Here is a 23,093-nt window from a genome sequence, read left to right as displayed (position 1 = left end):
CAAACACAAGCAGGCTTCGATCTCCGAAGTACAAAGCAATGTGCAGCTGCTATCCTGACTTATGAAGCAAATCGTTACTTTTGCGCTGTTTGAAGGCTAAATCCCTTTCCCATGCATCAGGTACTACAATTGACACTCCCCCCCGAGGTGGCACTGGACGAGGAAAATTTCCGTCGCCATATTATTCAGAAGCTCCGACTTCGGGATGGGGATCAGCCCCTCATTCGCAAAACCCGGCAGTCCATTGATGCCCGTGGCCGCCAGGTTAAAATCATCGTGCAGGCTGATATTTACATCAATGAATCACCTCCTTCTTTAATCCGGTCGCGTTTTGCGTACGGGGATGTAACCAATCGCCCAAAAGCTATCATCGTAGGGTGCGGGCCGGCGGGCATGTTTGCGGCGCTGCGTCTTATTGAACTGGGTATAAAGCCTGTTCTTTTTGAGCGGGGTAAAGATGTCAGAAGCCGTCGAAGGGATCTTGCGGCGATCAACAAGGAACATGTTGTGAATCCGGAATCCAATTACTGCTTTGGAGAAGGGGGCGCCGGCACTTATTCCGATGGTAAACTCTACACGCGCTCCAACAAACGGGGTGATATCCGGAGAGTTCTGGAAATATTTGTTGAGCATGGTGCCAATGAGCAAATCCTGATAGATGCCCACCCGCACATTGGCACCAATAAGCTTCCTTTGGTTGTAGCAGCCCTGCGGGAAACGATCCTTAAAGCCGGCGGAGAGATCCACTTCGACACCAAAGTTACCGATCTGCTGATAGATCAAAATATACTCAAAGGTGTAGTAACGGACGACAACCGGGAACATACCGGAATAGGTGTGATCCTGGCAACCGGCCATTCTGCACGGGATATTTATGATTTATTGGATCAAAAGCAGATCCTGCTGGAGGCCAAATCATTTGCCATGGGTGTGCGCATTGAGCATCCCCAAAATACCATCGACAAAATTCAATATCACTGTGAGACAGACCGGGGGCCCTATCTGCCGGCAGCATCGTACAGCCTCGTAACCCAAACGCGCTACAAAGGAGTTCAGCGGGGTGTGTTTTCATTTTGTATGTGTCCCGGTGGATTTATTGTACCAGCCGCAACGGCCGGTGGCGAGGTGGTTGTCAATGGCATGTCGCCTTCGCGAAGGGATTCGCCCTTTGCCAACTCTGGAATCGTCGTTTCCATTGAAGAACAGGACACCCGCGCGTTTCAAGAATTTGGCGCTTTGGCCGGTTTACAGTTTCAAAAAGAGGTTGAGCAAAAAGCCTGCCTGTTGGCAGGAAACACGCAGACGGCACCGGCCCAACTGGCTTCCGATTTTTTAATGGGAAAAATGTCATCTGATTTAAGGGAAACCTCTTACCAGCCGGGGTTAATTCCGGTAGATCTCTACGAGGTGCTGCCACCCAGCATTGCCTTTCCGTTGCGGGACGCGCTTTCGGACTTTGGCAAAAAAATGAAAGGCTACATTTCAGGTGATGCACAACTGATTGGTGTAGAAAGCAGGACTTCATCGCCGGTAAGGATTCCAAGGGAGCGCGATTCCTGTGAGCACCCGGTGCTCAGGGGATTATTTCCCTGTGGTGAAGGAGCCGGTTATGCAGGAGGTATCATGTCGGCAGCGATGGATGGGGAACGTTGTGCAGAGCAACTCGTCAGACTATATGCCCATGTTGTTTGAAACCACCTAAAAAAGTGCTAACATTGATGTTCCTTGGTTCAGCCTATGCTGGCTCAGGCGATGACGATCCGCGCGCTTGCAGTCGCGTGAATTTCTTCCAAAGTTGTCGAAAACAGACACCAAATGTAACATACAAAGGAATTCTTATGCCCCACGAAGCTTTTTCATTTTTTGTAAGCCAACTATCGGAAAAACTGAAAAATCCACTGCCTGGTGAATCAGCTCATCAAACCATGCAAGCTTCGTCCAAATTGAGATTAAATTATAAACCCAATGACCGGACAAGGAAGAGTGCCGTACTCATCCTGTTTTATCCGTATCAAAATCAGATTTATTTCCCACTTATCCTTCGTCCCGCCTACGACGGCGTGCACTCAGGGCAAGTAGCTTTTCCGGGCGGAAGGTATGAGCTATCGGACGAGAATCTAACGCGTACCGCGCTGCGCGAGTCACAGGAAGAGATAGGTCTCCGGCTCACGGATGTGAAAATCCTTGGCCAACTTACCGAGCTCTTTATTCCGCCCAGTAATTTTTTTGTACTGCCCGTGATCGGGTATATCCCTTATCGTCCCGATTTCTTCCCGGATGCACGTGAGGTGGAGGATGTATTTGAAATTCGGCTGGACGAGATTTCCGATTCACAAATCATCGGCTCCAGCAACATACTGATCCGTGGCGAACAGGTATTTGCGCCTCATTACGAAGTGCAGGGATACAAAATATGGGGAGCCACCGCCATGATGATCAGTGAACTTTTATCTGTGCTTAACAGCAATGTTCAGGGAAGCACTGATCAAATTCTGTCATAATTTGCTATATTAGCGAGTGATTTTGTTTACTCTTCCGGAATATCCGATTGCAAGTTAATCCTTCGATGTTCGATTAAGCGCGCCTGGAAATCCGGCAAGTGTACCGCATGATATCATTTTACAACAACTTAACCACCTGGTTCCTCCTTCATTTATGGACGAAAACGGAGCTGCACCTGAAGCAGAAGATAGCGAGTTACATGATAAATTGCCCATCTCGGGTCTTTACGAAAGTTGGTTTCTTGAATATGCGTCCTATGTGATTCTTGAGCGTGCCGTCCCGGCTATTGAGGACGGCCTCAAACCTGTGCAAAGACGTATACTGCATGCCTTGAATGAGATGGATGACGGCCGTTTCAATAAGGTTGCCAATGTCATAGGGTCCACCATGCAGTACCACCCGCATGGAGATGCCTCCATCAACGACGCCATCGTAAACCTGGGGCAAAAAGAGCTTCTGTTTGACACACAGGGAAACTGGGGTGATATACGCACCGGGGATAGTGCCGCAGCAGCCCGTTACATTGAAGTAAGACTTTCCAGATTCTCCAAAGACATTGTTTTTAATGACGACACGACCGAATGGCAGCTTTCATACGATGGCCGTAAAAGAGAACCTGTAACACTTCCCGTCAAATTCCCGCTCGTTTTGTCGCTTGGCGTGGAAGGAATAGCGGTGGGCTTATCCACCAAGATTCTGCCTCACAACTTCTGCGAGCTGGTAGAAGCCTCCATACTGATACTGCAGGGTAAAGACTTTGCCATCTATCCTGATTTTCTCACAGGTGGACAAATCGATGTTTCCAACTACAACGATGGTCATCGGGGTGGGAAAGTTCGTGTGCGTGCACGGATAGAAGAAGAGGACAAAAAAATGCTGGTGATCCGGGATATTCCGTTCGGGACCACCACGTCGTCGCTCATTGACTCGATCATCAAAGCAAATGATTCGGGAAAAATCAAGATTAAAAAAGTGGTCGACAATACGGCTGCGGACGTGGAAGTTCAGGTACACCTGGCGCCCGGCGTTTCCCCGGACATTACCATGGATGCACTGTATGCTTTCACAGAATGTGAAGTATCCATTTCTCCCAACGCATGTATCATCATAGCCGATAAGCCTCATTTTGTTGGCGTTACCGAAATTTTAAAATACAATACCCAACAAACCGTACATCTGCTCAGGCGGGAACTCGAGATCAAGAGGCTCGCTTTGCTGGAAAAGATACTATACGGCTCCCTTGAAAAGATTTTTATTGAAAACCGCATATACCGGGATATAGAAGAATGTGAAACTTTTGAAGATGTGATTCGGACAATAGATCGCGGCCTTGAACCCTATAAGCCTCAGTTCTACCGAACCATCACCGACGAGGACATCGTTGAGCTCACCGAAATAAAAATCAAGCGTATCTCTAAGTTCGACGGCTTCAAAGCCGATGAACTGATGCGGAAGTGGGAAGCAGAATTAGCCGAAACGGATGACAATCTGGCCAATATTACCCGATTCGCCATCGACTATTTCAAAGATCTTCTGAAAAAATACGGAAAAGGAAGAGAGCGCCGCACAGAAATAAGAGCATTCAACCAAATTGCAGCCAACATCGTGGCGGCCAACAACCAGAAGCTCTATGTAAACCGGGCCGAAGGTTTTATTGGTTACGGTCTCAAAAAAGACGAGTACGTTATGGACTGCTCGGACATCGACGATGTGATCGTGTTTAAGGCCGATGGGAAATGCGTGGTAACCAAAGTGCAGGATAAAGTTTTTGTGGGAAAAGACATTATCTACTGCGCCGTATTCCTTAAAAACGATGAACGAAAAGTCTATAATCTGGTCTATCTGGATGGCAAAACAGGCGTTTCCTACATCAAACGCTGCCAGGTAACTGCGGTAACCCGGGACAGAGAATACGAACTAACCCAGGGAACGCCCAAATCGAAAATCACCTATTTCACTGCAAATGAAAACGGTGAGGCCGAGGTCATTACCGTTAATCTTACCGCGCAAAGCAAGGCCAAGGTGAAGCAGTTTGATTTCAACTTTGCTGATCTGCTGATCAAAAACCGCAGCGCGATGGGAAATATACTGACAAAATATCCTGTTCGCAAGATCACCCTAAAACAGGCAGGACGCTCAACGCTCGGCGGTGTGGACATGTGGTTCGATCCGATCATCGGGCGACTCAACAGAGATGACCGGGGCGAGTATCTGGGCAATTTTGGTGCTTCCGACAGTATTCTGGTCGTTTATAAAGACGGATCTTATGAGCTGACCAACTTTGACCTGACCAACCACTACGTTTCAAACGAAGTGTTGCTGGTAAAGAAATTTGACCCGAAACTTCCCATCACGGCACTTTACTTTGACGGTATACAAAAGCTTCATTTCATCAAACGTTTCACGATCGAAACCTCTACACTCGACAAAAAATTCGTATTCATCAGCGATGCCAAAAATAGCAAACTGATTCTGGCAAGCACTGAAAAGCGTCCGAGACTGGAAGTAACTCTACCCAAAACGGCTAGTTCGGAGCAGACAACCAAGGAATACCTGGTTGAAGATATGGTGGATATCCGGGGCTGGAAAGCCATGGGTAACAAGTTGCCGCACGAAAAGTTTAAGGAAGTCCGTTGGCTGGAACCACTGAAAGAACTGATTGAAGAAGAGTCCAAAGTGCCAACCGACGAAGAGGACAATTCCGAAGATATGGTTATGGATGAAACGACTGAAAATCCGGAAGCGGCAGACGGCCCTGACAATGAGATCGCACTCGCCAATGACACTCTGTCCGAAGAAACGATTACGGAAAACCCGGAAGCAAATACAGAGGATGATCAGCTGACTGATAAAAAAGAAGAGCCCAAAACCAAGCCAAAGAAGGAAACAAAAAAGGGCACTGATTCCGGCCAAAGCCAGTTGGGATTATTTGAGTAATAAAAAGCAGAGGAACAAAACAATAACCTGATTGTTATGGAATTGATCCCGAATGCACACGCAACCATGAATCACTGTTAAAACTGGTTAAAAGCAACAAAAACCACGGTGCCGTGCGTATACCTAATCAAAGGTCAAAAAGATTATTTACGCATGGCAACCAGATGTAACAAACATAGAGAGAACAATCTTGCACGAAACCGTGAAAAAGTGGATAAAAATCATTCTGGGACTACTGTTTGCTTGCATGGTTTTTATCTTGCTCTGTAACCTCTGGGTTGTTTACTGCACGCGAGAATTCAATTACTTCTCGATTGAAAATCTGCCTTCCAATGATGTTGCCTTGGTGTTGGGGACTAGTCGCAATACAGAGAAAGGCAAGGAAAATCTGTTTTTTAAATATAGAATGGAAGCTACGGCAAGGCTCTTTAAGGTAGGCAAGATCAAATACATTATTCTGAGCGGAAACAACGACTCCCGATATTACAACGAACCTTTGGACATGCAAAAGGCGCTGCTGAACCTGGGCGTGCCCGAAAACGTGATGACACTGGATTACGCCGGATTCCGGACTTTTGACTCCGTTATACGATGCAAACAGGTTTTCAATCAGGACAACTTTACCATTATTTCTCAGAACTTTCATAACGCCAGGGCTTTGTACATTGCCCGGAATGAGGGAATCGAAGCGATATCCTTCGCCGCACAGGATGTGCCGGACGGCTATTCTCTGCGGACACTGGTGCGGGAGTACCTGGCCAGGCCCAAGGCCGTTCTGGATGTGCATTTCCTTAGACCCTCAGCCGATGTTACCTCAAACAACGAGATTAAAAAGAAATGAGGAACTCGATTATTGAAAAAAGGATTTTACACACACATGCCACGAAAGCCAAGATGATTAAAATAAAATTTTTCTTATTTTTTGCTGTAATAACCCTATCCGGTACCCTACATGCCCAATCCACGTATGTAATAAAAGGAAGAATAACAGACGCTACCACCGGAGATCCGATCCCGTTCGCAAATGTTGCCGTAAAATCCTCTTTATCAGGAGCAACTACGAATTTTGATGGCTTTTATCAATTCACTTTTACGCCACCAGCAGATTCTGTAATTGTAACGTATGTGGGCTATGAAAACCGAAGCAAAGCAATTGCACAAAATCAAGCCGAACAGATTCTGGATATCCAGTTAAATCCGGGAAGTCTGCAGCTGAAGGAGGTAAAAATATTTGCCGGTGAAAACCCCGCGTATGCCATTTTGAGAAAAATTGTTGAGAATCGTAAGCAGAATAACGCCGATTATCTTAACGCCTACGAATACGAAAGCTACAACAAGATCCAGATCGACATGGATAACCTTTCCGATAAATTCCGGAACAGAAAATCCATAAAAAAAATGACTCATATTGTGGACCAGTACGATGACGTACGCGGAGACAATGGCGAAACAATCATCCCTATTTTTATATCCGAATCTGTATCAAACGTGTATTACAGAAAGGATCCCCGAAAGAAAAAAGAGGTCATCAGCAAAACCAAGGTGTCCGGTGTAGGACTTACCGATGGCAGCTTTGTGTCGCAGGTTGTGGGCTCTTCGTTTCAGCAGTATAATTTCTACCAAAACTGGCTCAACATACTTGAAAAGGACTTTGTTTCGCCGATATCCGACAGCTGGAAAGTTTATTATGAATATTATCTGGTCGACAGCGTTTCCAATGGAGCCGGTCATGATTATCAGATCGATTTCCAGCCCCGTCAGGAGCAGGATCTTGCGTTCACTGGTACATTCTGGGTCGATGGAAACTCCTATGCCATCACGCAAATGGATGCAAGCGTGGGGAAAAGCGCTAACATCAATTTTATAGAAAAAATCAAGATTCAGCAGTCCTACCAACAATTCGAAAGTGAAAACACCTGGCTTCCGGAAAAAACCAGGGTGCTTATTGATGTGGATGAACCTACCAAAAACACGGCAGGTATGCTTCTCAAATTTTATTCTTCCAACTCCAAATATGTAGTCAACAACCCGAAAGGACCCAAGTTTTACGACTCGGCTATTGAGTTGAAGGAGGATTATATGGTGCATGACTCCACTTTCTGGGCGAAAAGCCGTCCGGAGTCCTTAACCAAATCGGAGTCGCTCAGCTTCCAGCTTGTTGATTCCCTCAAAGCACTTCCAGTGGTTAAAACCTACACCGAACTACTTAATATTTTCGTAAACGGCTACAAAAAGATTGACAAATGGAATATCGATATAGGCCCTTACCTGTTTTTGTATGCCAACAATGCCATTGAAGGTCATCGGATCAGACTGGGTTTACGGACAGACCCTGGATTCAGCCGAAAGTGGATCTTTACCGGATACGGCGCATACGGGACCAGGGATGAGAAGTTCAAGTACGGCGCGGGGATCGACTACATTCTTACCCGGAAACCATGGACAGTCGCCGGGATTTCTTACTCCAAGGATCTTGAAAGACTGGGTGTTTCGTCAGAAGCGGTGGGACAGAACTCAATATTTGGCGCTTTTTCAAGATTTGGCGCTTTCAGAAGAGCTTATTACCAGGAAGACGTTTCGGCCTATTTCCGACGCGAGCTTGTAAAGGGCCTTACCGGTAGCGTGCAGCTCAGGCACCGCGACTTCATCCCCTTATTTCCTTATGCCTACCGACTGGATCCGGCAAAAGGGGACGAATCACCGCTGGGCAGCCGTTATGATGTCACGGAAATCAATCTGGAAACGCGTATTGCTGGCAAAGAAACCTTCCTGCAGAACGACAATGAGCGGATAAGCATGGGAAATGGCGATTCTCCAGCGTTTACCCTCCATTATACATTGGGCATGAAGAATTTTCTAGGGGGGAATTTTAATTATCAGAAATTTTCACTCAACATCAAACAGAGTTTCAGGGCTGGTATACTCGGACGGACTTATTACAATTTCACCATGGGTTATATTCCTTCTACCCTGCCTTACCCGCTGCTGTATACCCCCCTGGGAAACGAGTCCCTTTTTTATGTTGATAATGCGTTCAACCTGATGAAGTATTTCGAATTTATCAGTGATAAATACATTGTGCTGCGCATGGAACACAACTTCGAAGGACTGCTGCTCAATCGGATTCCTGCCATTCGAAAACTCAAATGGCGTATGCTGGCCACTGGAAAAATTTTCTATGGAAGTACGAGAGAAGCCAATCTTTCACTGACTCCGGCAGTGGACGGGGCCGGCAACACAATCCCAACCTTCAATCGCCTGGGCAAAGTACCTTACATGGAACTTGGCTATGGAATCGACAACATTTTCAAAGTGGGCCGTATCGATTTTTTGCACCGGATTACCTATCTGCAGAACCCAAATGCAGTGCCTTTTGCGGTAAAAATATCATTCTGGTTTAAACTCTAAAAAAGTAGTTAGGGAAGCCAGGAGTTACCGTAGTTAGATTTAGTAATCAACACGATTGTAGTGTCAAGTCAAACCTCACACCCTCTTCAAATCCTTAGCTGAATACGTAAGCATTACCTCCTCACCGATGGCCACATCTTTACGGTTTCGGTAAAACGACAGGGAGCCCGACTCATTGCCGCAACTCACTTCCCAATAGTTGCCATGAAACCGGATACGTTCTACCTTTCCAAACCACTTGCCCTTATCCGGATTTTTGGTACGTTTCAGTTTTTCCGGCCGGATATAGGCATCCTTTCCCGATCCCAGCCAATTGATATCACCCGTCAGTTCAGCCACATAACTGTTGACGGGATGGTCATATATCTCCTGTGGAGTTCCTATCTGAATAATTTCGCCTTTTCGTAAAACAGCAATCCTATCCGACCAGGCCAGCGCCTCAGACGCCTCGTGCGTCACAAATACACACGCCATCATCTCCTTTTGCCGCATCACTTCAATCGCGTCGGCCAGTACACGTTTATTATGATTGTCCAGGTGGGCAAAGGGTTCGTCCAGCAAAAGCACGTCCGGCTGCTCTGCAAGGGATTTGGCAATGGCAGTACGCTGCTTCTCACCGCCGGATAGCAGTTTAGCCTTATGATCCCTCACATATTCGAGGCCGGTAATGGCCAGTAGTTCCTGTACCTTTTCCATGCGATAAGCAGGCTCGTAGAAACGCAGAGAATAGGCAATATTTTCCTCTACTGTTTGATTGGGAAAAAGCTCAAACTCCTGATGGATCAGTTTGATTAAATCATGCCCGGGTATCAGTCCATTTGAAACAAGTGGCAATAATTTTCCATTTAAATATATTCCTCCCTGATCCGAATCCAGGAACCTGCCCAGAATATTCAGCAGCGTACTTTTCCCCGAACCACTTTCACCCAGGATCGCCAGCCATTCACCCGGATGCAGGTCTATGGAGACATTAGAAAGAACCGATGTACTGCCGAACTGCTTTGCTACGGCCTTTACCTGGATTAACGGAGGTTTGGATTTCATGAATTGATCCAGGTTATTTTGTTTTCTATGGGTGTGCGCCGTGCCGGCACCACGGGTGCATCATGGTAACCCATAAAAAAGAGCCCCAGTGTTTTTTGATTATCGGGTAAGCCCAGAAACGCAGCAAGCTCCGTCAATACACCTGGGCTACTCCAGTAGGATCCGATCCCGTACGCGGTGGCAGTCAGCCACATGTTCTGAACTGCGCAAGCCACCGCAGCTGTTTCCTCCCACTCAGGAATTTTTTCGGCATGCGTTTCCATGTTGATCACGATCACACAATCTGACCTCAGCACCTTGTCCCCGGCGGCATCATACCTTGCCTGCGAAAAAGCTTCCGGAGGTGTTGTGGTGCGATATCTTTCGGTAAAAAATCCAGCTAGCTTATTCAGCCCTTGTCCGGTAAAAACAGAAAAGCGCCAGGGTTCCGTTAGCTTATGAGTCGGTGCATAGTTTGCATTTTCCAGAATATTGTCGATAATTTCCCGGGGAATTTCCTTTTGAATATAACTGGGTGGAAATATACTTCTGCGCGTGCGTATGATGTGATTGATCGTCTCAACGGAGTTTTCCATGTTCAACTTAGGGTAAAATTACGATAACGAGTTCGGGCAAATCTACTAAGAAATGTATTGTATTGAGACAAACCCGTATTTTTACTTAACCTTGGCAGTTTTGAAATGCTCGGTTTTTCACATGGATTAACCATTCGTCAGTTACTTTTGACAAAAAAAATGTCTTGCGAGCCATTGAACCCTTATTTCCCGGAGCGTTCTGATTTTACAGTAAATTGTACCCGTTTCAAAGAAATTCAACTCATTTTCAACATCTTATCGTTATTCCTATGCTTGTTACTACTACACCAAACATTGAGGGCAAAAAAATTGTAAAGTACATTGGGCTAGTGAATGGCGAAGCCATTATCGGTGCTAATTTCGTAAAAGACTTTCTGGCTGGCATCCGGGACGTGGTCGGAGGACGTTCAGGCGCTTATGAACAGGGATTAAGAGAGGCAAAAAGCATTGCAATCAGGGAAATGATGGAACAGGCGCAAAGACTGGGAGCCAATGCCATTATCGGCGTAGATCTGGACTTCGAAACCATTGGAGGAGGAGGATCCATGCTCATGGTCAGCGCGAACGGTACAGCCGTAAGCCTGGAATAGGATCGCCGGATTGAACTTCCGCAGTCACGCCGTGATAGATTCCATCTATTTACATACCTGGAAAGCGCTAGACTGCGGAAGCTGAAGTCCCTTTGCTTAGAAAACACGGCTGGCAATCTTAGCCACATTATCCGACTTGCCCATGGTGTAGAAATGAAGGAGTGGTACACCGTAAGCGATTAATTCTTTGCACTGGTGCACGCCCCAGTCTACGCCCAGCTCACGCACTTCTCTGTCTGATACGCACTTCTCGGCGCTTTTTACGAGCTCCTCAGGAAACTCAAGATGAAAGATGCGTGCAAGAACAGAAAGTTGCTTTTTTGTGGCAAGCGGCTTCAAGCCTGGTATAATAGGAACAGTGATTCCATTGGCCCGGCACTGATCCACAAACCGGAAATATTTTTGGTTATCAAAAAACATCTGGGTTACGATGTAATCTGCTCCTAAATCCACCTTGTGCTTCAGATGTGCATAATCCTCATCAAAGCTAACCGCGTCCAGGTGTTTTTCAGGATATCCGGCCACGCCAATACAAAAATCAGTTGGGTAGGCTTCGGTCTCAGCATGGAGCAGGACGCCCCTGTTCATATCGCTTACCTGGCTCACCAGCTGCGAAGCATAGGTATGTCCGCCCGCCTTAGCCTTAAATATTCCTGCCGATTTTTCGGGATCACCTCTCAGCACAAGCACATTATCAATGCCTAAATAGTGCAAATCAAAAAGCACATCCTCCGTTTCGTCCTTCGTAAAGCCACCGCAAATGACATGAGGTACGGCATCTACGTGAAATCGTTCCATAAGCCTGGCACAGATCCCAACAGTTCCCGGACGTTTTCGGATAGGAATTCTTTCTATCTGCCCATTGTCTCCAATCTTGTCAATTAGTTCTTCACGGTGGTAAGTCACATCGACAAACTGAGGCTTAAACTCCATTAAAGGTTCTATGGACTGGAACAACTCGTTTATGTTCTGTCCTTTAAGTGGTGGAATGATTTCAATCGAAAAAAGTGTTTTTCCCTGAGCCTGATTAATAAATTCGGTAACTTTTGTCATGAAGATAAAGATGATCGCAGATTTTAACTGCAAAAGAACATCATTTGACTTCCCCAACCAATTCAGTTCGCACATAAAAATGGCCTACCGCATAACAGTAGGCCATTCCACGTAAACCCTCCTCTATCAGTGTTCGTCAAAAATGTTATGGGATGTTCTGACAAGGCGTCAGGTCCAGGATAACAATTTGCTTGACTGACTTCTTAAAGATAAAATTCTATGCCAGTTTTACCCACGTCATTACCAAATACATCTCTCAAACATTTAACTACATAACAATCAAACAATTACTCAATTTCGCAATCTCCTTGCAGGTACGCTAGTGCTAAAAAAAAAACATCCCCCCCGTTTTATAGTGTTGTATTTTTCTACATTTTGATTCGTAGCCATCCTATTATTCCCCAATTGTCATAGAATCGGCCGGGTCATCTCAATGTGTTCGATTCCATCCTCCCAATAGTGATCGCTGGTGCGGGTGAAGCCGAATAGTCCATAAAATTTTTCCAGATATACTTGTGCTCCGATTCGGATCGGTGTTTGACCATACAGTCCTTCCACGGCAGATATTGAGTTGACCAATAAGTTTTTCCCCATCCCGAAACGCCGCCCTTCACCGGAAACCACAATTCGTCCGATAGAAGGAAATTCGTAGGATAGGCCCGTTGGAACAATCCGGCTGTACGCCATCAACCGGCCGTCAACACTTCCCAGCAAATGCAAACAAGCCTGGTCCTTGTTGTCGATATCGAGGAAGATCGATTTCTGTTCTACGACGAAGACTTCACTCCTCAAACGCAACAACTGATACAACTCCTCATGGGTCAAATCCAGGAACTTTTTCAAGTTCCATGTTAATTTAGAATTCATTTTAAGTGTAGGGAAGTGAAACGTGCTTATTTTTGCCTGATTTTACGTCAGTTTTATCTTTTAACAAATTTCTGAATGATACTAAATTGATTGCGCACCAGACAAACTGGATAATCAACTGAATTCTAGTACATTAAAAAAGAGTCTTTCAGATAAAATAAGTATAAAAAATTTAGGCAATTTTGTGCCGGAAGAGCACAAGCATTTTTAATTAATAATAAACCAAAATAGTAAAAATCAGCATGGGAAGAGCCTATGAATATAGAAAGGCCAGGATGTTTAAGCGTTGGGATAAAATGGCGAAAACATTCACGAGAATTGGGAAGGATATTGTTCTTGCGGTAAAAAATGGAACCGCCGATCCGAATACCAACGCAAGACTCCGCGTGCTTCTTCAAAATGCAAGAGCCGCAAACATGCCAAAAGAGACTGTTGAAAGGGCAATTAAAAGGGCCACATCCAAAGATCAGGATGATTATAAAGAGATGGTTTACGAAGGATATGGGCCTCATGGCGTAGCCATCCTAGTAGAGAGCACAACCGATAACCCTACCCGTACAGTAGCAAACGTGCGCAGCTACTTCAACAAACTAGGTGGTAGCCTGGGGACGAGTGGTATGCTTGATTTCATTTTTGACCGGAAATGCATTTTCAAAGTTAAAAACGACGGTAAAAAGGATGTAGAAGAGCTGGAATTTGAGCTCATCGATTATGGGGGCGAGGAAGTATTTATCGACGAGGAAACGAATCTCCTCAATATTTATGGTGAATTTGCCTCCTTTGGTACACTGCAGCATTATCTTGAAGAAAATGGCTTCGAGATCGTTGAAGCTGACTTTGAGCGGATTCCTAACGATACCAAAACATTGTCGGACGAAGAAGTTGCCGAGGTAGAAAAGCTCATTGAAAAAATAGAAGATGACGACGACGTTCAGAAAGTTTTCCACAATATGGGATAAATTCATAAAACGCGATAAAGCCCATCATGCCACAGCCTGATGGGCTTTTTTTTATCCAATCAGTATAAGCCTGAGACCTCGTGCTCCTGGTTCATAAAATGGAACTTATCGCCACTTTTCTTCCCTAACAGAGAAATACCAACGGGAGATGCCGACGAAATAGCCAGTAAGTCTGTTGCCTCAAATTGCAACCGTCCCAGACTGACCGAAATAAAAAACCATCCCGCTGTGGTGTCTATGAGCGATCCAACTGCGGCGCGTTCGGGTAGTTCGCCCACTCCTATTCTCTCCAGAATCAGTCTCTCCTGCCGTATTTGTTCATACTGCCGGGCATGCATATTCCGATCCAGCTGCCCCATCGATCTGGAAGTTTCGTATTTGTCTCCCATTGAACTTTTACTTTGGTCATTGGCCGATTCCTGAGCTGCCTCCATGGCCGCCCAGGCCACCTGTAGTCGCTCATCCAACAACTCCTTCAAATATCCGATCAGCGCAATTTTATTCATTTTCTTTAAATCCGGTTCTTAATAAGTTTGCATAATTAGAACATTTTTATCGATTCCTCTCCAATTTTCTGCTGCTCCACTTTTGCCTGAGAATCCAATCCACAAACCTTTTCACGCATTTTTAAATTATTCTTGATTTTCAGGTTGACCACTTCCTTATTATCTTTGCAAAACTTTCTTACACATCTGCAATGACAAAACTTTCGGTTAGGCACTTACTTGGCATTAAAAATCTGAACGAGAACGACATCAACACCATTTTAGATACGGCAACGCAGTTTAAGGAAGTAATTAACCGACCCATTAAAAAAGTCCCCTCCTTAAGGGATATTACTATTGCCAACGTTTTTTTCGAGAATTCGACCCGTACCCGGCTATCTTTTGAGCTGGCAGAAAAAAGACTTTCCGCAGATGTAGTAAACTTTTCGGCCTCTGGAAGTTCGGTCAAAAAGGGCGAAACTTTGCTGGATACGGTCAACAATATTCTGGCCATGAAGGTCGATATGATTGTCATGCGCCATAGCAGTCCCGGTGCCCCGCACTACTTGTCCAGCCGTATCCCGGCCAATGTGGTCAACGCTGGCGACGGAACCCATGAGCACCCCACTCAGGCGCTTTTGGATGCATTTTCCATGCGAGAAAAACTGGGAGATCTTACCGGCAAAAAAATTGCCATAATTGGCGACATCCTGCATTCCAGAGTGGCACTCTCCAATATTTTTTGTTTACAGAAACTGGGTGCAGAGGTCATGGTGTGTGGCCCCTCCACGCTTATCCCCAAATACCTGGCCGACCTGGGCGTAAAAATTGGCCATGACGTAAAGCAGGCGCTGCAATGGTGTGATGTGGCCAATGTACTGCGCATTCAACTTGAACGACAACAGATCAAATACTTCCCCTCGCTCCGGGAGTATTCCCTTTACTTTGGCATCACGAAGCGTATGCTTGACGATCTGGACCGCGAAATCGTGCTGATGCACCCGGGTCCGATCAACAGGGGTGTAGAACTTTCTTCCGACGCAGCCGACTCCTCTCATTCCATCATCCTGAATCAGGTAGAAAATGGAGTTGCCGTGCGCATGGCCGTGCTTTATTTGCTGGCGCAGCAGTAGCATTAACCGAAGCAAGTTCGCATTTCAGCCCGACCAACAATAATTGGGCCAAGGGATTTCTCCCGGCAATGTGCAGCGTTTTAAGCTGTCTACAAATCGACTGCCTTACTCATCTTCCTTCTCCACCCCGACAACTTCTACGCTCATCAAATAGTTGTAATTGGTTTAAGCCATAGGTAATACCCTCTGACAACCGCCTGTCATCTAATTTGTTATAAACTTTCCAAGAAAAAATTCTACCGTATCAACCTGAAAAAAATAGCGCCCCTAAAGTTTTAAATTTAGACAGTTCACAAAGAACCTCTACAAGCGTTCCTGAAAACGAAAAAGACAAATTAATTATTAGACCTATTTCTTGAAAAAAACTCAACCAATCCATGGTTGAGTTAACATTAACTTAATATTAAGGCATTTTTATGACAATTTCGATAATTGAAAATTTGGCAAAAAACCGCTTTTTAATTGATAAAATTTAACTCAAAATGGCTAATCGCAGAACTTTATTTTGGATCAATGAAAAAAAACATTGTAATGGTTAAACTAATAATTAATTTTGCAACAGTATGTCAACATAACAAATCCCTAATTCTAATCAAGTATGAGGAAGATTCTATTATTCTGCTTCTCGGCTTTTATACTCTGCAGTATGCAAGTTAGTGGGCAAGATCTTACAGTGACAGGAGCAGTAACCGCCGAAGACGGCTCGGTTTTGCCCGGAGTGAGTATTGCGCTCAAAGGTACATCCCGAGGTACCACTACAAATGGTGATGGGAAATTTACATTCGAAGCACCGGCTAGTGGCACGCTGGTTTTCAGTTTCATCGGTTTCCAAACGCAGGAAGTGCCTGTAAACAACCGCTCCGTTTTTAATGTTTCATTAAAAAATGACATTAGCCAGCTTCAGGAGGTGGTCGTAACGGCCCTGGGTATCAAACGTGATGCAAGAGCGCTCGGATACTCGGTAGCGAGGGTGGACGGCTCGGAGCTGGTCCGTAAGAGCGAGCCGGATCCATTGAAGTCTCTGATGGGTAAAGTAGCCGGTGTTGATATCAGGAGCGGTCAGGGAACACCCGGTGCTGCAACGAAGATCAATATACGCGGAAACACATCCTTATTCGGAAGTAATGAACCGTTGATTATTGTGGATGGAATTCCATATAATAACACACAGGTAACTACCTCTAGCCAGACTTCCGGTGGTGGTGCTTATGGTAACGGGCTCTCCAACCTGGATCCTAACGACATCGCTTCCATGAACGTGCTTAAGGGTGCCGCCGCAGCAGCACTTTACGGATCGCGCGCTTCCAACGGAGCCATCGTCATCACCACCAAATCAGGCAGTTCAAGTCCTGGAAGAAAAGGTATGGAAGTAACCTACTCAGGTTCGTTTGCCACAGAAACCATAGCCAATCTCCCTGACTATCAGAATTTGTATGGAACAGGTTCGTCCTTTATATATGCCAATGCCAATGGATCCTGGGGATCTAAATTTGGTTCTGTTGACTCCGTTGCAGCATGGCCTAATTATTTAACTGCATTTCCTGGCTCGTTTCCAAAGAGTGGTAAAATAGCCTATCAGGCAGTTCCAAATAACGTAAAAGACCTTTTCAGGACAGGACAAGTGTGGGACAACTCGGTAAACGTAACGGGCGGTAATGATAAATCGTCCATCAGCGCAACGATGTCATTCCTCAAACACTCTGGATATGTACCCAATTCTGGCTTCAACAGAGGAAGTATCGGCTTGGGTGGTAATACTAAATTAAACAATGGCTTGGTTTTGGGTGGAAACTTTAGTTATTCTCACACAAATCAGACAGGTAGTATTTTTGGTGAAAACCAGGTAGATGGCGCCTCATCCTCTTTTGCCAGGACGTTGTTCCTGGGTCGTCACTGGAATATCGCCGGACTCCCTTATGAAGATGCGAGGGGATACCCCGTATCTACCAACAGCGCCCAGTACGACAATCCGCTGTGGGCATGGAAACACAACACCACCACCTCTATCAACGACCGTGCTACGGGTAATATCAGTATGGCATACGATATCACTTCATGGCTAAGTGCAAGTTACCGCATAGGGGTTAATCAGTACAGCTTGTTCCGCCGCGAGGTTGTGGATCTGGGCTCACGTGGTTCTGGTGGCCTTGGTGTTATCAAAGAAGCCAATTATACCAACAAAGAGGTAGAATCGAACTTCCTGATCAATTTCAACCCAAAACCGATTGGCAAGTTTGACCTGAAAGCATTCGTTGGGCACAATGTAAATGCCCGCGATTACCGCGATCAGCTTACAACCGGTAATCAGATCGTGGCACCAGGTATTTATTCCTTACCAAATACCAAAACACAGGTTGCGGATCGATCGAACTACGTGCAGAGACGACTTTGGGGTGTATTTGGAGAAGTTAGCGTAGGCTATGACGACATCGCCTTCCTTACTGTCACCGGTAGAAATGACTGGTCGTCAACCCTGCCAACAGCAAACAGAAGTTATTTTTATCCAAGTGCTTCATTGGCTGTAAATGTTTCACGATTGCTGAATGTAACAGAAGAAACTGTATACGCCAAACTGAAGGCGAGCGTAGCGAAGGTAGGCAGGGATGCCAATCCATATTCTTTGCTGAACACTTACAATGTAAATACGCCATTTAACGGAAGCTCTAGCGCATCGATTTATCCATCTGCTGCCAACCCAAATCTAAAACCTGAATTCACCACCGATCAGGAGATTGGTGCAGAAGTATGGGTATTGAGAAGGAGAGTGGGATTGGATGTAGCACTTTACAAGCGCCTATCCAAAAATCAGATTGCTCCGATAACATTGCCTACATCGACTGGATTTAATGAAACATATGACAACTTTGGGGTCATCTCCAACAAGGGTGTTGAAGTAGACCTTAAGTTTATTCCGTTACAGTTTAAAGATTTTGAATGGAACTTCCATGTGATCTATACCAAGAACAAAAGCATCATTAAAGAGCTTAAGCCGGGCGTTACTTTGATTGAACTTGCGGGTGTACTTACGGATATTAAGCCTGTTGCCATTCATGATCCTGAAAGAGGGCTTATTAATCAGCCTTACGGCGCCCTCTATGGTACCAAAAGTGCACGTGACAGCGAAGGCAATCTGCTGATCAACCCAACTACGGGTGAATTGATCCCTGCCCTGGAGCCAGGCGTAGTGGGCAACCCTAACCCTGACTACAAAATGGGTTTCAGTACAGGAATAAGCTACAAAGGACTATCTCTGAATGCGTTACTTGATTATACAAAAGGCGGGGATATGTATTCCGTAACCGTAACGTCACTTCTGGGAAGAGGGGTTACAAAAGATACGGAAGACCGGGAAACCAGCTGGGTGATCCCAGGCTACTATGGAAATGCTGACACCGGTGAACCAATCCTGGTAGACGGTCAGAAAGTTCGGAACACAACAGCAGTTAGTACCAACGGATTGTATTTTGGACAGACTTTCGCAATCAACTCGACTACTGATATGCAGATCTATGACGCAACAATCTGGACGTTGAGAGAAGTATCGTTGGGCTATGACTTACCGAAAAAGCTGTTTGCAAAAACGCCGATTGGTGGCGTAAACATCTCAGTAAGTGGCAGAAACCTTTGGTACCTGGCTCCTAACATGCCTAAGTATACCAATTTCAATCCGGAAGCAGCAAGCTTTGGATCGACCAATGTTTCGGGTATCGAACTATCAGCGGCTCCTACCACCAGAAGATTTGGTGTAAACCTGAGAGTTACGTTTTAATTAACACAAAGACCTTTAGAACAATGAAAAAATCGATTTTCTATATTTTCGCCGTACTTATTATGGCATCGGGTTGTACCAAGGATTTCCTTGATATCAATACAGACCCGAACAATCCTACCGACATTTCAATAGACCAGCTTCTACCTAGTGCAGAACGAGGCTTAACAGCGGTGATCGGCTATACCAACGACGCCAGAAGCGCCAGGGGTATCAGTACAGTGTTGGCTGTGTACACGCATCAGCTTACACAAAGGGAAACTCCCGATCAATACGGAGCCACAGGTTCGGAATTCAATATCAACGGATCCTGGAAAGGAATGTATAGCCCGCAACAAGCGCAGTCCTCACCAGATTACGTCGGCTGTCTTCAAAACGCTGAAATTCTGATCGCAAAGGCTGAAGAAGCAGGCAACCTGAAATATGCTGGGATTGGCAAGATCATTAAGGCTTATGCTTACAGCCTGATGGTTGATATTTATGGTGATGTACCTTTTTCAGAAGCCAATAAATTCACAACCGAAGCTGCAATCAAATATCCTAAGTTTGACAAAGGAGATGCCATCTATCCCCAACTTCTAACACTATTGGATGAAGGTATTGCCGATATCAAAAACACAACGGCTACCAACGCACTTGTTCCAGGCACCAATGACCTTTTTTATGGAGGTAACATTACACGTTGGGAAAAAGCGGCTAACACCATTAAGCTTAAGCTTTACAATCAGATCCGCCTTACCAAGGACGTATCTACCGAAGTTAAGGCACTTTTGGCAGCTCCAACCAAGCTTATTGCCTCTACGGCGGATGGCTTGATGTTCAATTACGGTAGCAGTATATCCCCGGATGATCGTAACCCCGCTTACGCAGATTATCCTGCCGGTCAGAAAAGCAATTACATCAGCCCATGGTTCTGGTCCATCATGAAAGGTTACAACACTTCCGTGTTTACCGGGGTTACCGATCCGCGTATCCCTTACTATTTCTACAAGCAAATGACACCTACCAGCACAGCACAGAACCTGACGGAGTATCGTGACGGTGGATTTGTTTCCATTTACTTTGGGTCTGTAGGCAATAACCGTAACGGTTCACAAGATGCTACCATGACCCTTTTGGGTGTTTATCCTGCTGGTGGTAAATTTGATGATCAGTCGGGTGCAAAGGTGACGGCCACCAGTGGAACCGGAGCTGCGCCGCTCAGATTGCTCACTTATGCAGACCGTCTGTATATTGAGGCAGAGCTTATCAATGCCGGACTTGCTACTGGTGATGCCAAGGCCGTTTATACCAAAGCCGTTACAGAATCCATCGCACTGGTTGATTATGTATCGGGTAAAGCAGCTCCCACGGCGCCCAAACTGGCGGGAACAGCCGATGCCACAAAATACATCACGGCCGTTACAGCTAAATTCGACTCGGTACCAGCACCTAAGCAGCTTGAAATGATCATGACCCAGAAATGGATATCCAGCTTCGGGTTCAGTGTGGATCAGTATACCGACTATCGCCGTACCGGTTACCCGATCATGTTTGATCCGAATAACACTACAATGGCACCAGGTGGATTTGCTCAGCCACCGATTAACGGTAACCCTGCATTACCAGGTGCACAGGCACCGGTACCAGTTCAGCTTTCACGAACATACCCACGTACCCTACCTTGGCCATCGGATGAGCTCGTTGTGAACCCGTCGGCCCCCGCCCAAAAGGTACCATCCACTTTCAAGGTTTTCTGGGATAAAAAATAATCATTCACTGCTTAGATTTAATAATTATGAAAAATATAAAATTTTTATCTCTGATCCTGTTGACGTGGTTGGCAGCATCCTGTAATCCCGACGGAAAAGGGAATCTGCCCGACCTTGAGCGGGTACCCATCCCTAAGATTACCGTCGCAGCTAATTCAGACGTGCTCATTCAGGAGCCGACTGCCTTTAAAGGTAAGTTTACTGTGGACATGCTTTTTCCGGAAGATATAGCACCCAAGCAGGTGGATGTAGTGGTGGCCAGAAATGGTGATTACGGTGTTACCAAAGTGCTGCAAGCCAATGTTACAAGCTTCCCTACCACTGTTGACGTGGATGCGGCAAAGCTGGCTCAACTTTTCGGATTGGATATCACCAAGGTAATCCCAGGCGATTACTTTGAGATTGGCGCAACGGTGATCACACAAAGCGGGTTTACCGTTCCTGCGTTTACCAAAACAAATAATCAGTATTCAGCAGATGTCGCCAATTTCCCTGGTTCAAGCCTGAGGATAAAGTATCCGGTGGTTTGCCCGCTGGACATGGATGACTTTGTGGGCGAATTTACCATCTACGATCCAAACTTCTGGGAAGGCAACTATCCCGTAACCGTGACCCGCGAAGGTGAAAACGTGCTGGCCATTAAGGGCTTTGTGGAAGATCCGGATGCAGTCATTAAAGTAACTGTGGATCCAAAGACAACTAAAATTGCAGTTCCGAGCCAGGTATTCGCAGCTTCATTCATTGGTTACACCAATGGAAAAGTATCAGGTACCGGGGAAATCAATGCCTGTGCCAATAGTATCACGCTCAATCTGGCCTACTCAGTGGATCAGGGTAGCTTCGGATCATTTGGTCTTACGATCAAAAAGTAAATAGCGTTTTCCTTGTTGAAAAGCCTTCTCCTGCCAGCATGTGGGGGAAGGCTTTTCCTATTTATTTCTTACCAGGATTAATAATCCACTACACTGGGTGATAATAAATTATTACCTTTCAATTATACAAATTACCCCGTATACAAAAAGTCTGATCTGATTGTTACCATACCCTTCCTGGCAGAGTAGAATACCATAGGAGAAATTCCTACTAGTCAAAAATAGTTGGTTTTAAGGCTGATTTGTTTTTTGTACATTGCCAAAATTTTCTAGCCTAATTAACCTAAACTTCATGGAGCTTATCAAAGAACTGGACAAGCAAGGCAACTTTTTGTTCAAATACCGGGGAACACTACCGATTATTATTTTGCTGCTGGGCGCTAGTGTCAAAGCGTATGTAACGTGGAATTCGCAAACAAACGCAGCCGATTTCAGGTCCAACGCATATGAATACATCTGCCTTGCTGTGGCCATTCTGGGATTAGCCATCCGGATACTTGCGGTAGGTTATGCACAAAAAAACACCTCCGGGCGCAACACCCACGAGCAGGTGGCCGATCATCTCAATACTTCCGGCATGTATTCCATTGTACGCCATCCCCTGTATCTGGGCAACTTTTTCATGTGGCTGGGTGTGGCAATGCTCACTGAGCACACCTGGTTCATCATAGCCTTCATACTTGCGTACTGGCTTTACTATGAAAGAATCATGTATGCCGAAGAGCAGTTTATCGGACGTAAATTTGGAACCCGTTTTACAGAATGGGCCGCTAAAACACCGGCCATAATTCCGGCGGTAAGCCAATGGCATAACCCTGACCTGCAGTTCAGCACAAAAAAAATTCTTCGCCAGGAAAAAAACGGCTTTGCTGCTATATTCATTCTATTTTTCCTGTTCGACATTATTTCCGAATACATTGTTTACGACAACATCCTGTTCAGAAACAAACAGTGGCTGGTTCTCTGCATAGCGAGTTGCCTCATTTATTTTACCCTCAAGATATTAAAGAACAACACCACCATGCTGGCCTCCGAAACCGGACGATGAGTATGTAAGGCATGTCTGCTGTATGGTGAACACTTCCTTCATTCGATCAGAACGTTGTCCGACGATCCTGCAGGGCATTAACCTCTCCAAATTTTTAGTA

General features: G+C 45.5%; 17 protein-coding genes. 12 read left to right on the top strand and 5 right to left on the bottom strand.

The window, feature by feature from the left end:
* Positions 1-111 precede the first annotated feature (111 nt).
* The 5 genes from DYADSP32_RS26790 to DYADSP32_RS26770 all read left to right on the top strand — a co-directional run bounded on the left by DYADSP32_RS26790 (position 112) and on the right by DYADSP32_RS26770 (position 8,847).
* The gene (locus tag DYADSP32_RS26790) at positions 112-1,692 is read left to right on the top strand and encodes an FAD-dependent protein (RefSeq protein WP_149239888.1); all 1,581 of its coding nucleotides are present in this window, start codon (positions 112-114) and stop codon (positions 1,690-1,692) included.
* 146 nt (positions 1,693-1,838) lie between these two features.
* A complete protein-coding gene (locus tag DYADSP32_RS26785; protein ID WP_149239889.1) occupies positions 1,839-2,501 on the top strand; it encodes an NUDIX hydrolase in 663 nt (220 codons plus the stop codon).
* 154 nt (positions 2,502-2,655) lie between these two features.
* Complete coding sequence (locus DYADSP32_RS26780; RefSeq protein ID WP_149239890.1) at positions 2,656-5,439, top strand: DNA gyrase/topoisomerase IV subunit A; 2,784 nt, start codon at positions 2,656-2,658, stop codon at positions 5,437-5,439.
* A 247-nt stretch (positions 5,440-5,686) separates the two neighbouring features.
* The gene (locus tag DYADSP32_RS26775; protein ID WP_149244649.1) at positions 5,687-6,280 is read left to right on the top strand and encodes an ElyC/SanA/YdcF family protein; all 594 of its coding nucleotides are present in this window, start codon (positions 5,687-5,689) and stop codon (positions 6,278-6,280) included.
* Positions 6,277-8,847, top strand: coding sequence for a DUF5686 family protein (locus DYADSP32_RS26770; RefSeq protein WP_414618085.1), 2,571 nt, complete (start codon positions 6,277-6,279; stop codon positions 8,845-8,847). Before DYADSP32_RS26775 ends, DYADSP32_RS26770 begins: the two co-directional genes overlap by 4 nt.
* 75 nt (positions 8,848-8,922) lie before the next feature.
* Here DYADSP32_RS26770 and DYADSP32_RS26765 read toward each other — a convergent pair whose 3' ends face one another.
* Both DYADSP32_RS26765 and DYADSP32_RS26760 read right to left on the bottom strand, forming a co-directional pair.
* The gene (locus DYADSP32_RS26765; RefSeq protein ID WP_149239891.1) at positions 8,923-9,891 is read right to left on the bottom strand and encodes an ABC transporter ATP-binding protein; all 969 of its coding nucleotides are present in this window, start codon (positions 9,889-9,891) and stop codon (positions 8,923-8,925) included.
* Positions 9,888-10,466: a nitroreductase gene (locus DYADSP32_RS26760; RefSeq protein WP_149239892.1), complete on the bottom strand. Its 579-nt coding sequence runs from the start codon at positions 10,464-10,466 to the stop codon at positions 9,888-9,890. The genes DYADSP32_RS26765 and DYADSP32_RS26760 overlap by 4 nt, the downstream gene beginning before the upstream one ends.
* Before the next feature lie 269 nt (positions 10,467-10,735).
* Here DYADSP32_RS26760 and DYADSP32_RS26755 point away from each other — a divergent pair, with 269 nt between their 5' ends.
* Positions 10,736-11,056, top strand: coding sequence for a heavy metal-binding domain-containing protein (locus tag DYADSP32_RS26755; RefSeq protein ID WP_149239893.1), 321 nt, complete (start codon positions 10,736-10,738; stop codon positions 11,054-11,056).
* Positions 11,057-11,152: 96 nt separating this feature from the next.
* On the opposite strand, the gene metF is transcribed toward DYADSP32_RS26755, so the two are convergent.
* Complete coding sequence (metF, locus tag DYADSP32_RS26750) at positions 11,153-12,109, bottom strand: methylenetetrahydrofolate reductase [NAD(P)H] (RefSeq protein WP_149239894.1); 957 nt, start codon at positions 12,107-12,109, stop codon at positions 11,153-11,155.
* 408 nt (positions 12,110-12,517) lie between these two features.
* Positions 12,518-12,952 (bottom strand): GNAT family N-acetyltransferase, encoded by a 435-nt coding sequence (locus DYADSP32_RS26745; protein ID WP_414618084.1) that lies wholly within the window; start codon positions 12,950-12,952, stop codon positions 12,518-12,520.
* Between the two features lie 266 nt (positions 12,953-13,218).
* Between DYADSP32_RS26745 and DYADSP32_RS26740 the strand changes: the two genes are divergently transcribed.
* The gene (locus tag DYADSP32_RS26740) at positions 13,219-13,935 is read left to right on the top strand and encodes a YebC/PmpR family DNA-binding transcriptional regulator (RefSeq protein WP_149239896.1); all 717 of its coding nucleotides are present in this window, start codon (positions 13,219-13,221) and stop codon (positions 13,933-13,935) included.
* 59 nt (positions 13,936-13,994) lie between these two features.
* Here the strand turns inward: DYADSP32_RS26740 and DYADSP32_RS26735 are convergent, their stop codons facing one another.
* The gene (locus tag DYADSP32_RS26735) at positions 13,995-14,441 is read right to left on the bottom strand and encodes a GreA/GreB family elongation factor (RefSeq protein WP_149239897.1); all 447 of its coding nucleotides are present in this window, start codon (positions 14,439-14,441) and stop codon (positions 13,995-13,997) included.
* A 191-nt stretch (positions 14,442-14,632) separates the two neighbouring features.
* Here DYADSP32_RS26735 and DYADSP32_RS26730 point away from each other — a divergent pair, with 191 nt between their 5' ends.
* The 5 genes from DYADSP32_RS26730 (at position 14,633) to DYADSP32_RS26710 (ending at position 22,993) form a co-directional block, all read left to right on the top strand.
* A complete protein-coding gene (locus DYADSP32_RS26730; RefSeq protein WP_149239898.1) occupies positions 14,633-15,553 on the top strand; it encodes an aspartate carbamoyltransferase catalytic subunit in 921 nt (306 codons plus the stop codon).
* 598 nt (positions 15,554-16,151) lie between these two features.
* Positions 16,152-19,322, top strand: a complete 3,171-nt coding sequence (locus DYADSP32_RS26725) for a SusC/RagA family TonB-linked outer membrane protein (RefSeq protein ID WP_149239899.1) — start codon at positions 16,152-16,154, stop codon at positions 19,320-19,322.
* Positions 19,323-19,345: 23 nt separating this feature from the next.
* A complete protein-coding gene (locus tag DYADSP32_RS26720; protein ID WP_149239900.1) occupies positions 19,346-21,073 on the top strand; it encodes a SusD/RagB family nutrient-binding outer membrane lipoprotein in 1,728 nt (575 codons plus the stop codon).
* 26 nt (positions 21,074-21,099) lie between these two features.
* Positions 21,100-21,945 carry a hypothetical protein gene (locus DYADSP32_RS26715; RefSeq protein WP_149239901.1) on the top strand — a complete coding sequence of 282 codons (846 nt, stop codon included), beginning with the start codon at positions 21,100-21,102 and terminating at the stop codon, positions 21,943-21,945.
* 292 nt (positions 21,946-22,237) lie between these two features.
* Positions 22,238-22,993, top strand: a complete 756-nt coding sequence (locus DYADSP32_RS26710; protein ID WP_149239902.1) for a methyltransferase family protein — start codon at positions 22,238-22,240, stop codon at positions 22,991-22,993.
* Positions 22,994-23,093: the final 100 nt, after the last annotated feature.

The organism is Dyadobacter sp. 32 (assembly GCF_902506755.1).
Lineage (GTDB): Bacteria > Bacteroidota > Bacteroidia > Cytophagales > Spirosomataceae > Dyadobacter.
Note: the sequence above shows the minus strand (reverse complement) of the source record. Positions and strands in the feature narration are given on the sequence as shown.

Bases quoted from the DNA above. Each gene is read 5' to 3' on its own strand.
- DYADSP32_RS26790 (WP_149239888.1), top strand. From the start codon at position 112: ATGCATCAGGTACTACAATTGACACTCCCCCCCGAGGTGGCACTGGAC.
- DYADSP32_RS26785 (WP_149239889.1), top strand. From the start codon at position 1,839: ATGCCCCACGAAGCTTTTTCATTTTTTGTAAGCCAACTATCGGAAAAA.
- DYADSP32_RS26780 (WP_149239890.1), top strand. From the start codon at position 2,656: ATGGACGAAAACGGAGCTGCACCTGAAGCAGAAGATAGCGAGTTACAT.
- DYADSP32_RS26775 (WP_149244649.1), top strand. From the start codon at position 5,687: ATGGTTTTTATCTTGCTCTGTAACCTCTGGGTTGTTTACTGCACGCGA.
- DYADSP32_RS26770 (WP_414618085.1), top strand. From the start codon at position 6,277: ATGAGGAACTCGATTATTGAAAAAAGGATTTTACACACACATGCCACG.
- DYADSP32_RS26765 (WP_149239891.1), bottom strand. From the start codon at position 9,891: ATGAAATCCAAACCTCCGTTAATCCAGGTAAAGGCCGTAGCAAAGCAG.
- DYADSP32_RS26760 (WP_149239892.1), bottom strand. From the start codon at position 10,466: ATGGAAAACTCCGTTGAGACGATCAATCACATCATACGCACGCGCAGA.
- DYADSP32_RS26755 (WP_149239893.1), top strand. From the start codon at position 10,736: ATGCTTGTTACTACTACACCAAACATTGAGGGCAAAAAAATTGTAAAG.
- metF (WP_149239894.1), bottom strand. From the start codon at position 12,109: ATGACAAAAGTTACCGAATTTATTAATCAGGCTCAGGGAAAAACACTT.
- DYADSP32_RS26740 (WP_149239896.1), top strand. From the start codon at position 13,219: ATGGGAAGAGCCTATGAATATAGAAAGGCCAGGATGTTTAAGCGTTGG.
- DYADSP32_RS26735 (WP_149239897.1), bottom strand. From the start codon at position 14,441: ATGAATAAAATTGCGCTGATCGGATATTTGAAGGAGTTGTTGGATGAG.
- DYADSP32_RS26730 (WP_149239898.1), top strand. From the start codon at position 14,633: ATGACAAAACTTTCGGTTAGGCACTTACTTGGCATTAAAAATCTGAAC.
- DYADSP32_RS26725 (WP_149239899.1), top strand. From the start codon at position 16,152: ATGAGGAAGATTCTATTATTCTGCTTCTCGGCTTTTATACTCTGCAGT.
- DYADSP32_RS26720 (WP_149239900.1), top strand. From the start codon at position 19,346: ATGAAAAAATCGATTTTCTATATTTTCGCCGTACTTATTATGGCATCG.
- DYADSP32_RS26715 (WP_149239901.1), top strand. From the start codon at position 21,100: ATGAAAAATATAAAATTTTTATCTCTGATCCTGTTGACGTGGTTGGCA.
- DYADSP32_RS26710 (WP_149239902.1), top strand. From the start codon at position 22,238: ATGGAGCTTATCAAAGAACTGGACAAGCAAGGCAACTTTTTGTTCAAA.